13 protein-coding genes are annotated in these 13,607 nt (G+C 69.5%); 8 read left to right on the forward strand and 5 right to left on the reverse strand.

Going from position 1 to position 13,607, the window contains the following annotated elements:
- Positions 1-24 precede the first annotated feature (24 nt).
- Both OG371_RS04615 and ligA read right to left on the reverse strand, forming a co-directional pair.
- Positions 25-918 carry a Hint domain-containing protein gene (locus OG371_RS04615; protein ID WP_329065855.1) on the reverse strand — a complete coding sequence of 298 codons (894 nt, stop codon included), beginning with the start codon at positions 916-918 and terminating at the stop codon, positions 25-27.
- A gap of 364 nt (positions 919-1,282) precedes the next feature.
- Positions 1,283-3,274, reverse strand: a complete 1,992-nt coding sequence (gene ligA / locus OG371_RS04620; RefSeq protein ID WP_329065857.1) for an NAD-dependent DNA ligase LigA — start codon at positions 3,272-3,274, stop codon at positions 1,283-1,285.
- Positions 3,275-3,440: 166 nt separating this feature from the next.
- On the opposite strand from ligA, the gene OG371_RS04625 reads away from it, so the two are divergent.
- Positions 3,441-3,860: a tautomerase family protein gene (locus OG371_RS04625; RefSeq protein WP_329065859.1), complete on the forward strand. Its 420-nt coding sequence runs from the start codon at positions 3,441-3,443 to the stop codon at positions 3,858-3,860.
- 3 nt (positions 3,861-3,863) lie between these two features.
- Here OG371_RS04625 and OG371_RS04630 read toward each other — a convergent pair whose 3' ends face one another.
- A complete protein-coding gene (locus tag OG371_RS04630; protein WP_329065861.1) occupies positions 3,864-4,775 on the reverse strand; it encodes a LysR family transcriptional regulator in 912 nt (303 codons plus the stop codon).
- Between the two features lie 50 nt (positions 4,776-4,825).
- On the opposite strand from OG371_RS04630, the gene OG371_RS04635 reads away from it, so the two are divergent.
- The 6 genes from OG371_RS04635 to OG371_RS04660 all read left to right on the forward strand — a co-directional run bounded on the left by OG371_RS04635 (position 4,826) and on the right by OG371_RS04660 (position 10,206).
- Positions 4,826-5,419 carry a carboxymuconolactone decarboxylase family protein gene (locus OG371_RS04635; protein WP_329065863.1) on the forward strand — a complete coding sequence of 198 codons (594 nt, stop codon included), beginning with the start codon at positions 4,826-4,828 and terminating at the stop codon, positions 5,417-5,419.
- Between the two features lie 108 nt (positions 5,420-5,527).
- The gene (locus OG371_RS04640) at positions 5,528-6,223 is read left to right on the forward strand and encodes a metallophosphoesterase family protein (protein ID WP_329072912.1); all 696 of its coding nucleotides are present in this window, start codon (positions 5,528-5,530) and stop codon (positions 6,221-6,223) included.
- Between the two features lie 60 nt (positions 6,224-6,283).
- Positions 6,284-7,048, forward strand: coding sequence for a heparin lyase I family protein (locus tag OG371_RS04645; RefSeq protein ID WP_329065865.1), 765 nt, complete (start codon positions 6,284-6,286; stop codon positions 7,046-7,048).
- A 46-nt stretch (positions 7,049-7,094) separates the two neighbouring features.
- Positions 7,095-8,360 (forward strand): hypothetical protein, encoded by a 1,266-nt coding sequence (locus OG371_RS04650; protein WP_329065867.1) that lies wholly within the window; start codon positions 7,095-7,097, stop codon positions 8,358-8,360.
- Between the two features lie 6 nt (positions 8,361-8,366).
- On the forward strand, positions 8,367-8,930 hold the full coding sequence (locus tag OG371_RS04655; RefSeq protein WP_329065870.1) for a chloramphenicol phosphotransferase CPT family protein: 564 nt from the start codon (positions 8,367-8,369) through the stop codon (positions 8,928-8,930).
- 52 nt (positions 8,931-8,982) lie between these two features.
- Positions 8,983-10,206: an MFS transporter gene (locus tag OG371_RS04660; RefSeq protein ID WP_329065872.1), complete on the forward strand. Its 1,224-nt coding sequence runs from the start codon at positions 8,983-8,985 to the stop codon at positions 10,204-10,206.
- An 84-nt stretch (positions 10,207-10,290) separates the two neighbouring features.
- Here the strand turns inward: OG371_RS04660 and OG371_RS04665 are convergent, their stop codons facing one another.
- Positions 10,291-10,812 carry a TetR/AcrR family transcriptional regulator gene (locus OG371_RS04665; RefSeq protein WP_329065874.1) on the reverse strand — a complete coding sequence of 174 codons (522 nt, stop codon included), beginning with the start codon at positions 10,810-10,812 and terminating at the stop codon, positions 10,291-10,293.
- Positions 10,813-10,956: 144 nt separating this feature from the next.
- On the opposite strand from OG371_RS04665, the gene OG371_RS04670 reads away from it, so the two are divergent.
- Positions 10,957-12,015, forward strand: a complete 1,059-nt coding sequence (locus OG371_RS04670; RefSeq protein ID WP_329065876.1) for a saccharopine dehydrogenase NADP-binding domain-containing protein — start codon at positions 10,957-10,959, stop codon at positions 12,013-12,015.
- 13 nt (positions 12,016-12,028) lie between these two features.
- Here OG371_RS04670 and OG371_RS04675 read toward each other — a convergent pair whose 3' ends face one another.
- Complete coding sequence (locus tag OG371_RS04675) at positions 12,029-13,417, reverse strand: mercuric reductase (RefSeq protein WP_329065878.1); 1,389 nt, start codon at positions 13,415-13,417, stop codon at positions 12,029-12,031.
- Positions 13,418-13,607: the final 190 nt, after the last annotated feature.

Raw genomic sequence — 13,607 nt, forward strand, 5'->3', positions numbered from 1 at the left:
TGCACCAGTCAACCAATAGAGCTACTAATTCCACCCCGAATCAGGGAACTGGGGTGCGCTGAAGCGTTGAATCTTCGCGTAATGCGTGGACGTCCACCCATATACCTTGATGCCGTTCGGCAGCTCCTTTTCCAGAATTCTGTCAGTTTCCGGCCTACCGGGCACGCGATACTCCTTGGAACCTGCCCACCACGAGTGTTCACGTCCCCCGTACGTGTCGTGCGAAGAAATCCGTCCCGCCTTCACGTCGTCATAGGCTGAAGCGATCTTATTGTTCATCCCGCTAGGCAGGGGATCCGACAGCTTCCCGCTGGGGCAGTTGCTGTTGTGAACCAAGACCGGCGTCCGACCGGCGAGTACATAGTACGTATGGACACCGTCGATCGTCAGGTCATAGGTGACCCCTCGTTCAACGCTGGAACTGACCCTGGTGATCGTGAGATTACCCCTAGGCGTGTCGAACTTGTCACCAGGCTGGAGTTGGCCTGCTTCGACCCAGTGATGGCTGCGCGCTTCCCAGATCTGGTGATGCTCAGTGGTGCTGACCGGATGGTCCGGTCCGCTCGCCGTCGTAAGCTCGACCCGGTCCTGGTCATCGGTCGTCACGTGAACCGCGGTTACGAGGTGTACCTCTCCCCCTTTACCGTCAGGCTCAGTGTTGGTGATCTTTTCGCCGACCTTGACCTCGGCGATCGGTTTTGTGACCCCGTCAGCCATCAGGACGCGGGTGTCCCCGGTGAAGCTGTGTGGAGCCTTGCATGCCGCAGCTGCGATATCGACCGAATCATCACCACCGCGCACAGCGTCGGCGATGTCACCGATGAACTTACCCGCCGCAGCGAACTTCTCAGACTCCGCCAAAGCCTTGATCGCCTTGCCACCCTTGAGATAAGGCACAAGCGATGCCGCCGCAGACAAACATGAACCCCACGACGGATCGTTAGACCGACGCCGCCGGGAACGGGCCGCGCAGGTGCTCCACTGCTGCCGCGATCGGCGCCGCGTACAGGACAAGGATTTCCGGAACGCCAGGACCCGTCATCGACGAGGTCAGGAAGGTGACCGGATCGAGGCCGCACAGCGCGAAGACAACGGTGGCGAGGACGGCGAAGGCGATTTGCGCCGCACCAGCGACGCGCGCTCGGGTGTCGACGGCAGCCCTGGCATCGGGCGCGCCTGCGGTCGGGATCCACTCGCAGCGGTCGGCAGCCGCGCCCTGTCCGCGGAGTCAGCAGTGGATGGACGGAGCATGAAGCTGCGAAACGGGTCCATGTCCGCTGCCTCAGATGATGCCGGCGGTGATGAGCTGTTGCCAGATCACGCTTTGGTCGGCTACTTCGACGTCGAACTTCTCGGCCTTGGCCAGTTTGGCGGCTCCGACCTCGGCGCCGGTGACAAGAAGATCCGTGCTGGCCGAGACTGACGACGCAATCGTCGCGCCGGCTTTTTCGCACAGGCGCTGGAAAGTCGGGCGGGGGACCTTCTCGCCGGAGCGTGGGTCGCTGATCGCGCCGGTGACCACCACGGTCTTGCCCGCCAGTGGGGCGCCCGCGGCCACGACCGGGGGGAGGTCCTCCTCGCGCACGTCCAGGGACACCCCGCGCGACCGCAGCCGCTCGAGTTCGGGGCGGAGCCGGGTCAGGTGCTCGACCAGCGAGGTGGCCACCTTCGGGCCGATGTCTTCCACCGCCACCAGACCGTCGACGCCGGCCTCGGCCACCGCCTCCAGCGAGCCGAAGCCCGCGCGGCACAGGCGTGCGGCCGTGCCCTCCGACGCCATCGGGATCGCGAGCCCGATCAACGCCCGGCGCAGGCCCACCTGACGGCTCGCGTCGATCGACTCGACCATGCGCGCGGCCGAGACCTCGCCGATGCGGTCGAACTCCAGCAGACGCTCTTCGGTGAGGCGGTAGAAGTCCGACGGGTGCTCCAGGTCGCCCGCTTCGGCCAGCCGCTCGATCCACACGCCGCCGATCGCGTCGATGTCCGCGGCCGCCCGGGAGGCCCAGTGGATCAGCCGCCGCACCGTCTGGGCCGGGCAGGAGACGTTGGTACAGAACAGTTCTCGGCTGTTTCCCTGCTCGGTCAACGGCTGTTCGCACGACGGGCAGACGGCCGGCGGCACGATCTCGCGCTCCGCGCCCGTGCGCTTCGAAGCGTCCAGCACCCCGGCGACGAACGGGATCACGTCGCCGGCACGGCGCACCAGCACGGTGTCGCCGATCATGATGCCGCGGGCGCGGATCACCTCCTGGTTGGCCAGCGTCGCGCGGGTGACCGTGGTGCCGCCCACGAAGACCGGTTCCAGCCAGGCGACCGGGGCGATCTTGCCGGTCTTGCCGACGTCCCAGACCACATCGGACAGCACCGTGGTCTTCTCCTCCGCGGCGAACTTGAACGCCAGCGCGCCCCGCGGCGAACTCGACCGGGTTCCCGCGGCGGCGTACGCACCACGGTCGGCCAGCCGCAGCACGGCGCCGTCCAGGTCGTAGTCCAGGGTGTTGCGCTGCTGCTCGATCGCAGTGATCACCTGCTGCGCCTCCTCGGCGTCGGCGCAGCGGCGCATGTCGGCGGCGGTGAACCCCAGCGTCCGCAGCGCGCGGTCCAGATCGGTCTCGGCGCTGTCGGGTTCGGTGTCCAGGTCGAACGCGAAGAACCGCAGCCGCCGCTCGGCGACCACGGCCGGGTCCTTGGCGCGCAGGGTGCCCGCGGCCGCGTTACGCGGGTTGATCAGCGGCTTGTCCGGGTGCGCGGTGTTGTACGCGGCGAAGGTGGACCGCAGCATGACCGCCTCACCCCGCACCTCGACCCGTCCTGGCGCATCGACCTGCGCCGGGATCCCGTCGGTCAGGGCCCGCACCAGCATGGTCACGTCGTCGCCGGTCGTGCCGTCCCCGCGGGTGACCGCCCGCGCGAGCCGCCCGCCCTCGTAGACCAGGGCCAGCGACAGGCCGTCCAGCTTCGGCATGACCACCACCGGCTGCCCCGGGAACCGGTCGAAGAACGCCGCCACCTGTTCGGGCTTGGTCGCCTTCTCCAGCGACAGCATCGGCCGCGAGTGCCGGATCGGCGCGTGCAGCACCGCCGGCGCACCCACCTGCTCCAGTGGGTTCGGCTCGGGCGCCAGCCCCGGATTCGCCTCGATCAGCCCCCTCAACTCGTCCTCGATCGCGTCGTACTCCGCGTCCGCCACCACCGGCGAACCCCGGTAGTACGCGTCGCGCAGCACCACGACCTGGTCAGCCAGCTCCTGAATGCGCTCCCCATCGTTCACGGGGCAAGACGCTACCCGGGGGCACCGACAAAACCCGATCGAGCGCCGTCATGACAAAAACGCATGTGCCCTATACCCAGCATGCGTTGGACACACAACCCTTGCCCCGCTTACGTTCGAAGGGCGGCCACCGGAAACGGCCGCGGTGAGCAAAGGAGCGGCACCCATGCCCATGACGAAGATCTACCTCCGCGAGGGCACCAAGCCCGAGCACAAACGAGCCCTCTCCGACGCCGTGCACCAGGCGCTGGTCGAGGTCCTCGGCATCCCGGAGGACGACCGGTTCCACTTCTTCCACGAGCTGGCGGACGAGAACCTCATCACCGAGCCCGTCGCGTTCGGACTGGAACGGCGACGGCAGGCCATCTGCGTCCAGCTCTACTTCGCGCACCGATCCGAGGCAGTCCTGAACGAGCTGTTCGCCGCGCTCGTCGCGAACCTCACCCGCGGCACCGGTCTCGAGACCCGCGACATCTACCTCAACGTCATCGAATCAGCCTCCGCCAACTGGTGGGCCGAAGGGCGCGTGCTCAACCAGCAGACGGGCTTCGACGAGCGCATCGCCGCGGACAAGGTCCCCGGCTGACGTTCAGGCGAGCGGCAAGCCGGCCGCGGCCTCACGCAGGCAGTCCGCGAGCGCGGTCATCGCGGGTGTGGCCGGACCAGGCAGTCGGGCCATCACCACGCGGCCGGTGACCGGCTCCCCGTCGGCGACCCGGGCCAGCCGCACGCTCGCCGGGACCAGGCCGACCAGGTAGGGCGGGATCGTGGTGACGCCGTGCCCCGCGCCCACCAGCGTGAGCTTGCCGAGCCAGTCACGGGCCATGTGGCTGACGGCGGGCCGCTGGGGCAGGGCCGGCCAGACGCCCATCGCCGGCTCGCCCGTCGTCTGCGGGCTGGCGACCCACGGCGACGCGGCCAGCTCGGCCAAGGTGACCGAGCCGTCGAGGCCGAGGTCCCCGCGGGCCGGCACAGCCACCAGCAGGTCTCCCTCCAGCAGTATCTCGACTTCCAGCGCGGGCTCCTGATCGTCGGGCGGCCGGAAGGGCTGGCGCGAGGAAAGCACGGCGACGTTCACCGTTCCGGCCCGCACACTTCGCGTGAGTGCCGGCGTGGAGCCCTCGCGAGTGGTGACCTCCACGTCCGGCGCGTGGCGGCGCATCAGGGCCAGCGTCTCGGGGATGAGGGCGGCGCCCACGCTGGTGAACACGCCGAGGCGGATCGGTGCGACGGCGGGTGCGGCTCCGCTGAGCAGGCGCTCGGCGCGGTCGATCTCGTCGAGGGCGGCCGAGGCGTGCCGGAGCAGGACCGATCCGGCGGCGGTGAGACGGGCCCCGTCGGACCTCCGGTCGACCAGCCGCCGGCCGGTCGACCGTTCGAGGGCCGCGACCTGGCGGGAGACCGCGGACTGGCTGTACCCCAAGGCCGACGCGGCCGCGGTGAACGAACCGGTCTCGGCGAGTGCGCGGAACATCCGCAGCGTCGTCGAGGACCACTCCATGAGCGAACAACCTACCCCGCGGCACGCGCCGCACCACTGAACGGAGCGTCATGTCGGCACCCCTCGACTCCCTCGGCGGCCGCTTGCCGCTGCTGCACCCGGCCGATCTCGACGAGGAGCAGCAGCAGGTCTATGACGTCCTGACCCGGATCGTCGTCCCGGAAGCGGCGGCAGGCGGCTTCACCGCGCGGCTCGCCGACGGTCGGTTCATCGGGCCGTTCAACGCCCTGCTGCGTGCCCCGCGGATCGCGCTGGGCCTCGGCGGCTGGACAAGCCGGATCACCGAGGCCGGGCTCGCGGAAGACGTCCGGCAGGCGGTGATCCTGACCGTCGGCAGCGCTTGGCAGGCGGCGTACGAGATCGACGCGCACGTCGCCGCCGCGCGGGCAGCCGGCCTGCCGGAAACCGCGATCACCGCTCTCGTCGACGGCACCGAGCCGACCGGATTGAGCGCCGACGCCGACCTCGCGCATCGGCTGACGACCAGCCTGCTGACCGGTCGCGGGGTGCACGACGCGCTGTACGCCGAGGCGATCGGCCGGTTCGGTGAGGCGGGCGTCGTCGCGATCCTGTGCCTGATCGGGCAGTACCAGACGATCTCCTCGATCCTGGTCTGCTTCCGGGTGCCGGTGCCCGAGGGGTGATCCGGAAGTTCGGCCGCCCTACACACCCGGGACAGCGAAGGGCCACGAACGCTCGGGACAGCTCGCCTACGTTCTCGGAAGACATCGGACGTCAGGGAGTATTCGGTGATGGATCGCAGGGCGTTCATGGTGGCGGCCGGTGCCGCGGCGGGGACGGCGGTCGTGCCCGCGACGGCCGAAGCGGCCGAGGGCCGGCCCGTCCGCTTCACCATCCTCAGCGACATCCAGGGCGACCTCGCCGACTTCGGCCACGCGCTCGACGACCTGCACTCGGTCAACCCGGGCAGCGCGGGCCTCGGCATCGCGAGCGACATCACCCCGCGCGGTTACGACTTCGAGTACGCCGAGGTCCGCGCGACCCTGGACCGGCACCCGCACCCGCGCGAGGTCGCGTGGGCGATCGGCAACCACGAGTTCTCCGTGCCGAAATGGCGGGACCCGGACACGCTCGCCCAGGAGACCTGGCCCAACGGCACCACGGAGGACTCGCTCTTCCGCAGTTTCTTCCGCTTCGCGGGCCGCAACACGATCTACCGCGAAACGTCGTTCGGCGGCGTTCCAGTGCTCTGCCTCGGCACCGAGCGCTACGCGAAGTACCACGGCCCGAAGCTCTGGGACGAGGTCCGGCTCAGCGACCGGCAGTTCACCTGGCTCGAGCAGCGGCTGGAATTCTGGCTCGCCCGGCGGAAACCGGTGATGGTGCTGACCCACCAGGTCTCGCCCCGCGCCGTGGTCATCAAGGCCCGTGACTTCACCACCCGCACCTGGCTGAAGCAGATCACGGTCCCGCTGCACACCTCGTGAGCGCTCGTCCCGATCATCGGCAAGCTGGTTGAGGAGCGGCCAGGCCTTGGCTAACATCCGATGAATCGTCCCTTGTGTGCCGCCGCCGCACAAACGAAAGTGCGGAGGAAAAACGTGTTCAAGCTACTACTCACCCGGCCGGCCGTCATCGGCACGTGCGCGCTGGTTCTGGCGGCGCTTTCGACCGGACCCGTCCAGGCCGGCGCCCATTCGTCGCTCTGGTCGGCGGATCCGCGCAAGGGGACGGGGGCGTTCGCGTCGATTCAGTGTGATAGCAACACCTTCACCACCACGACCGATCCCGCCAAAGGTCCGGTGTGGCAGGTGAAGCAGCTCGCGAACCAGGAGCGGTGCGAGTCGGAGGGGCCGGACATTTCCCTTGGCAGCACCTACTATCTCGGCTGGTCCTCGAAATTCGCCATCACCGATTCGACGAGCCGGTACATCTTCCAGCTCAAGTGCAGCCCCAGCACCGGCACGGCCAATCACCCCATCGTCCTCGAGGTCATCGGCGGGGAGCTCCAGCTGCAGAACTGGACCCAGGACCACCAGAAGGTGTTGCTGTGGCACACCAAGGCCGTCAACAACCAGTGGAACGACTACGTGCTCCGGGTTTCCGAGGACCAGCAGAAGGGCACGATCCAGTTCTGGTTCAACGGCGCGCGCCAGAAACTGACCACCGGCTCGGACACCTTCACCGGCACCACGTACGACGGAACCCGGGACTACCTCAAATGGGGGCTCTACCATCCGGCCCCGGCCACGGCCACGCAATGGCTCAGCACCATCAAAATGGGCACGAGCCTGGCCGACGTGACCGGCTGAGCGGAACGGCCCACCGGGGTGCCGGCCGTTCAGTAAGCTCCCCCCGGTGGAGCCATTGACGGCGATCAGCGTGATCGCGGCGAAGTACGGGGTGTCCGCCGTGATCGGCGCGCTCACCGGGAACGAGGGCCTCGGCGGCCTCGGCTCGGAGCTGATGGGCGCGCTGATGGAGAGCGAAGACCGGATCGCCGAGCAGCTGGACGGGATCAGCCGCAAGCTCGACCGGATCCTGGTGCAGCGCTACGCCACCGCGCTCGGCGCCGGCCAGCGCATGCTGCTCGACGCGAGCACGGCCACCGACCCGCAGGTCCGCGTCGCCGAGCTGAGCCGGGCGCGGGATCTGTTCCTCGAAGCCAGTGCCGCGGCGTTGTCGCCGTTGCAGCTCGCGGTGGCGGAGCGTTACGTCGCGCTGTGCTACATCGCGCTCGGCCGGCGCGAGGCGGCGGCGACCGCGTTGAAGTCCATGGACCGGGCGGCCGCCGAAGCGATACTCGACGCCGCGGCGGAGGCGGGCCCACCGGCGTACGAACGCGCCCGCAAGCAGCTCGGGTGGTCCGGGCGGGTCGGCTCGCGGTCCCGGCGCGACGATCTGCTCGAAGACCAGGCCGACGACATCATCCTCGCGGCGTTGCGGGAAGCGGAGCTGGCCGAGGAGCTGTTCCGGGAATCCCGCACCCTGGCCCAGGGAATGGGTCTCCCGCTCGCCCCGCTGCCGCACCAGGAGGAGCTGCCGCACGAGCCGGACGCCGAGGACGACGGACCCGACCCGCTGCGGAACACGAAGATGCAGCTGGTGCTCCGCCCGCCCGCGCCCGGCCCGGTGCGGTACGGCCCGATCACGGTGACCTGGCGCAAGGTGCTGATCCAGCCGACCAAGCCGTCGTCGAGCAGCAAGACCACGGCGAGCATGACCGAAGTCCGCCAGTACCTGGAATCCTGCTCGATCTCGATGGACCAGGTGGACGGCGAATTCCTCCGGCGGCTGCGGCGCCGGCTGCACCAGCCGATCGTCGCGTGGCTCGAGGTGGACGTGACGATCAAGCTCGAACCCGCCTTCACCCGAAACCGGATCATCGGCCTTGCGAGCCGCTCCACCGACCCGTCTTCCCCAGACGCTTGGGTGGACTTCCACCTTTGCGGGCTGACCGCGGGCCAATCGGAGCTGACGATCAAGTCCTCCATCCCGTTCTTCTTGCAGGGCAAGGAAGTGGCCGAGTCCTATGTGCCCAGTTCGTTCGTCAGCATGCCTGCGGGGCTGACGAACGAGATCGCGCTGAGTGTGGACAACACGTTGATCTTCCCGTCGGCCTGACCGCCTGTGTCACGCGGCCGGGTCATTCTGCTCAATGGACCGTCGAGTTCGGGGAAGTCCGCGATCGGGCGGGAGATGCTGCCGCTGCTGCCCGATCCGTGGTTTCTCGTTCCGGTCGACGGGATCAGCGGGATGCGGTCGACGCAGTACACCCACGCCCGCGACGACGCCGAGGTCCAGGACATGCTGCGGCGCACCCGGCGTGGCTATCACCGCGTCGTCGCGGCGCTTGCGTCGACGGGTAACGACGTGATCATGGACTATCCGCTCAGCGAGCCGTGGCGCCTCGATGACCTGCTCGACGTCCTCGACGGTTACGACGTCACCCTGGTCGACGTCCGTTGTTCCGCCGAGGAACTCGCGCGGCGTGAACGCGCGCGCGGCGACCGTCCCCTCGGTCTCGCGCACTCGCAGACGCTGGTCTATTCCCACGAGGACAACGACATCACGGTCGACACCACCCACCGCAGCGCCGCCGACTGCGCCCGCGACGTCGTCGGCCGCCTTGACGACCTCGGTGATCCGAAGGCGTTCGAACGGCTCCGCGCCGCCCAGGCGTCCCAGGACTGACCGCTCGAAAACGAGTTGCCCGCGTCCCGCCGCCATCCCGATACTCGGCGGCGTGCCCCGGAACCGAGTTGTCACCGAACCCTTGCGCCACCCCGGATTCCGGCGGCTGGTGACCGGGCGCACCTTCGCGGAGTTCGGCAACGCGATCGCGCCTGTCGCGCTCGCGTTCGCTGTGCTGGACCTGACGGGGTCCGCGGTGGACCTCGGGCTGGTGGTCGGCGCGCGGTCGGTGGCCAACGTGGTGCTGGTGCTCTTCGGCGGCGTGCTCGCCGACCGGCTCCCCCGGTCGGTGATCCTGCAGGGCACCGAAACCGCCGCCGCGCTCACCCAGGCCGCGATCGCGGTCAGCGTGCTCGGCGGGTTCGCCTCGGTGCCGCTGCTTGCCGGGCTCAGCGTGGCCAACGGCGCGGTGTCGGCGATCGCGCTGCCCGCGTCCTCGTCGATCGTCCCGCAGACCGTGCCGGCTTCGCTGCTTCAGCAGGCCAACGCCCTGAACCGGATCCTGTCCAACACGGGCCGGTTCGCCGGCGCCGCAGCGGGCGGGGTGCTCGTGGCCGCGCTCGGCTCGGGCTGGGCGATCGGCGCGAACGCCGCGGTGTTCCTGCTGGCCGCGCTCGCTTACCGGCGGTTGCGGGCCGTGCGCGTGGAGCGGTCCGGAAGGTCGCGTCCTTTCGCCGACCTGGCCGAGGGCTGGCACGAATTCCGTTCGCGCACTTGGCTTTGGGTGGTCGTGCTCCAGTTCATGATCGTCAACGCCGTGGCGGCGGGCGGGATCCTGGTGCTCGGGCCCGCCATCGCGGACGAGACCTTCGGCCGATCGGGCTGGGGGCTGGTGCTCGCCGCCGAGACCGCGGGCTGGGTGCTCGGCGGGGTGCTGGCCGCGCACTGGCGGCCGTCCCGCGCGCTGGCGATCGGCGTCGCGCTGGTCCTGGTGAACGCGGTTCCGCTGGTGGTGCTGGCGAAAGCGCCGAACCTGGTGCTGCTGGTGTCGGTCATGCTGCTCACCGGCGGCGCCATCGAGCTGGGCGCGGTCGCCTGGGACGTCTCCATGCAGGAGAACGTGCCCGCGGACAAGCTCGCCCGCGTCTACTCCTATGACGTGCTCGGCTCGATCATCGCGGTGCCGATCGGGCAACTGGCCGCCGGCCCGCTCGCCGAACGCTGGGGCCGCGAGCCGATACTGTTGGCCGGCGCCGCGCTGATCGTGATCGCGACGCTGTTTGCTTTGGGCAGCAAGCAGGTCCGCGGTCTGCGACGCCTCGCACCCGTTTCCTAGCGCCGCGCCACGCAACGTTGGACCGGTAATTCAGGTCTCGGGCCAGAGAGCCCGTCAACCTTTCGATTCACAGCACCAGCGCACTCAGCGCGGCCCGGCCACCGTGTCCCGGAGCGAGGCCGAGACCGCGTCCAAACAGGACCCGAAGTCGCGCTTCCCACGGCCGTCCACCCACTGGTCAAAGGCATTCTGGAACACCACCACCGCAACCTGAGCCACCAATCGAGCCCGCGCGGACTCGACACCACGCTGCTCAAGCGCATCACGAATCGCAGCAGTGACCGCCGCGAACTTCGTCCGCTCACGCTCCTGAAGCTCCACACTGCACGCGATCACAGCCCGACGCGCCCCCGAACCCTCGACGAGTTCAACGAGCTGCGCGCCGACCCGGCCGACCGCGTCGAGGACCGCTGAGAGCGGCGACTCGGATACGTCGGAGGCGAGGACGGCGTCGGCTACCGCGACGGGCAGACGGTCCGAGCCCGCGAAGAGGACTTCGCGCTTGTCGGGGAAGTACCGGAAGTACGAGCGCCGCGTGATCCCCGCGCGTTCGGCGATCTGCGTCACGGTCACGTTGTCGTACCCGTGCTCGCCGTACAGCTCCAATGCGGCCTTGGTCAGGCGCTCTTCGGTTCCGGGATCCCATCTCGCCACCCCACGAGGGTAGCAAGTGATGCCTCAGTGTGTCGTCACTCGTGCTAGCCTCGGGTGACGACACACTGAGACGTCACTAACCGAAGGGGACCACCGATGACACAAAACGCAGGAAACGGCGAGGTCTGGGTCCTCGGGGCCACCGGCCGGATCGGCCGCGCGGTCGTCGCCCGCCTGGCCGAGCGGGGTATCACGCCGGTGCTGGTCGGGCGCGATCGTGAACGGCTGCGCAAGGTCGAGGCGAGCCAAGAAGCGAAAGTCGTGGTCGCCGAGAACCTCACGGAGCAGATCGCGCGGGAGCGGCCCGCGGTAGTCGTCAACACCATTGGTGATTACGCCGACACCTCCGCGGCGATCGCGCGCGCCTGCCTGCCCGGCGGCCACTACGTCGACCTGGCCGCGGATCTGACCGCCATCCCCCGGCTGCTCGACCTGCACGAGGACGCCGTCGCCGCGGGCAGCACGTTCGTCACCGGTGCCGGATTCGGTGTGCTGGCAACGGAATCCGTCGTGATGAAGCTCTGCGAAGACCGTCCCACCCCGCAGAAAGTGCGCGTCGACGCGCTGGCCTCGGTGGCCACCGAAGCCGGGGTGATGGGCGCCTTCGCCGCGTCGTCCGTCGACGTGCTGACCACCGGCGGGCGTCGTTATGCCGACGGTCGCCTGGTCAAAACGCGACTCGGTGCAGATGCGCAGACGTTCACGCTGCCCGACGGACAGACCGCGAAGTCCGCGAGCGCCCCGTCCGGTGAGTTGCTGGCCGCGCAACGGGCGAGTGGCGCGCCTTCGGTCACCGTCACCTCCGCGCTGGTGCCGACCGCGCCGGCCCTGCGGGCGGCGCTGCCCCTGCTCGGGGTGCTGCTTTCCGTTCCGGCGCTGCGACGTTTCGCCATCAGCCGGATGGCGCGTATGCCGATCAAGGCAGCCGCCCGGCCCCGCGAGCACTCCTGGGGCCACGCGGTCGTCACCTGGCCGGACGGCACCAGCCGCGAAGGCTGGCTGCGCGCCGACGACGGCATGGACTTCACCGCCGACGTCGCCACCGAGGTGGCCGTCCGGCTCTCCCGGGGCGAGGGCAAGCCGGGCGCCTACACCCCGGGCGCCGCCTTCGGTCCCGATCTCGCCGTTGCCGCCGGTGGTGCCTTCTTGCTCTGAGCCAAGCGTTAGCTCACTCTTCGAACAGCGAGAAGAGGGTGTTCAGGCCCTCCGCCAGCAGCGGGTGCGTGAAGATCGCGTCCGCCAGGTCGGTGGCGGTGAGCTTGCCCAGCATGGCGACCTGGACCATGGTCATGATCTCGCCTCCTTCGCTGCCGAGGACCGCGAAGCCGAGGATCTCCCCGGTGTCGGCGTCGACGACGGCCTTCATGAAGCCACGCGTCTCGCCGGTTTCGAGGGCCCGGACGACCGCGTTCATCGGCAGCTTCGCCACCCGGATCTCCCGCCCCTGCGCCAGGGCCTCGCGCTCGGTGAGGCCGACGCGGCCGAGCTGCGGGTCGATGAAGACCGCGTGCGGGACGAGCCGATCACGCGTGCTTGCCTTCTCCCCCTTGAGAAGCTGGGCGCGCAGGACGCGGTAGTCGTCGTAGGAGGAGTGGGTGAACGACGCGCCGCCGGTGATGTCCCCCATCGCGTACACACCGGGGACGGTGGTCTCCAGGTGCTCGTCGACCTCGATGAAACCGCGCTCATCGAGCCCGATGCCCGCTTCCCCGAGGGTGAGTGCCTCGGTGTTCGGGATCCGGCCGATGGCCGACAGCAGGTGTGAGCCTTCCAACTGCCGCTCACCGTCCTCGGTGCGCACGGTCAGCCGCAGGCGGCCCTCGCCGGCCGGTTCGGCCCGGACCGGCGTCGCCGAGGTCAGCACCGTGATCCCCTCGCCGCGCAGGATTCCGGCGACCGCGTCCGAGACGTCGTCGTCCTCGGCCCGCATCAGGCGCGGGCCGTGCTGGACGATGGTGACCTCACTGCCGAACCGGCGAAACATCTGGCCGAACTCCGGGGAGATGTAGCCGCCGCCGAGCACGATCAGGTGCTCCGGGACCTCGTCCAGCTCCATGATCGACGTCGAATCGAGCACCGGCACGTCGGCCGCCCCGTCGATCTCCAACGGCCTCGGCCGGGTGCCCGCGTCGATGACGATCACCGGCGCGCTCAGCTGCCGCAACCGGCCTTCGGTCAACTCGACTTCGACGGTTTTCGGCCCGGTGAAACGGGCTTCGCCGGCGATCACGTCGAGCCCGTCCAGCTCCAGCCGGCCCGCGTAACCCGCCCGGGCGCCGGTGACCATGTCCCGTTTGCGCTCCCGCACCGCCGCCAGGTCCACCGAGACCGGACCGGTGCGCACGCCGTACTCCGCCCCGCGGCGCGCCTGGTAGGCGAGGCGGGCACTGGCGATCATCGTTTTGGTCGGGGTACAGCCGGTGTTGACGCAGACGCCGCCGAGCGGGCCGCGCTCGACCAGCGCCACCCGGCGGCCGGCCTTCGCCAGCTCGAGGGGCAGGAAGCGGCCGCCCTGGCTGGTGCCTATCACGATCACGTCGTAGTGGTCATCGGCCATGGTGCCAGCTCCCGTGGGTGCGAACTCTCCTGGCGCGAACTGTACTGCGGGCGGGCGGCTACCGGGCCGCGCTGAACGCGTCGGCCACCCCGGTTTTCAGGTCCGCGACGCCGGGCTGGTGGCCCACATGCTCAGGTAGCCCAGGTCCGCGCCGTCGTGTGTCCACAATGGCCCGCACGGGCTCTGGTAC

The sequence above is a fragment of the Amycolatopsis sp. NBC_01480 genome (assembly GCF_036227205.1).
Taxonomy (GTDB): Bacteria; Actinomycetota; Actinomycetes; order Mycobacteriales; family Pseudonocardiaceae; genus Amycolatopsis.

Bases quoted from the DNA above. Each gene is read 5' to 3' on its own strand.
- OG371_RS04625 (WP_329065859.1), top strand. From the start codon at position 3,441: ATGCCCATGACGAAGATCTACCTCCGCGAGGGCACCAAGCCCGAGCAC.
- OG371_RS04630 (WP_329065861.1), bottom strand. From the start codon at position 4,775: ATGGAGTGGTCCTCGACGACGCTGCGGATGTTCCGCGCACTCGCCGAG.
- OG371_RS04635 (WP_329065863.1), top strand. From the start codon at position 4,826: ATGTCGGCACCCCTCGACTCCCTCGGCGGCCGCTTGCCGCTGCTGCAC.
- OG371_RS04640 (WP_329072912.1), top strand. From the start codon at position 5,528: ATGGATCGCAGGGCGTTCATGGTGGCGGCCGGTGCCGCGGCGGGGACG.
- OG371_RS04645 (WP_329065865.1), top strand. From the start codon at position 6,284: ATGAATCGTCCCTTGTGTGCCGCCGCCGCACAAACGAAAGTGCGGAGG.
- OG371_RS04670 (WP_329065876.1), top strand. From the start codon at position 10,957: ATGACACAAAACGCAGGAAACGGCGAGGTCTGGGTCCTCGGGGCCACC.
- OG371_RS04675 (WP_329065878.1), bottom strand. From the start codon at position 13,417: ATGGCCGATGACCACTACGACGTGATCGTGATAGGCACCAGCCAGGGC.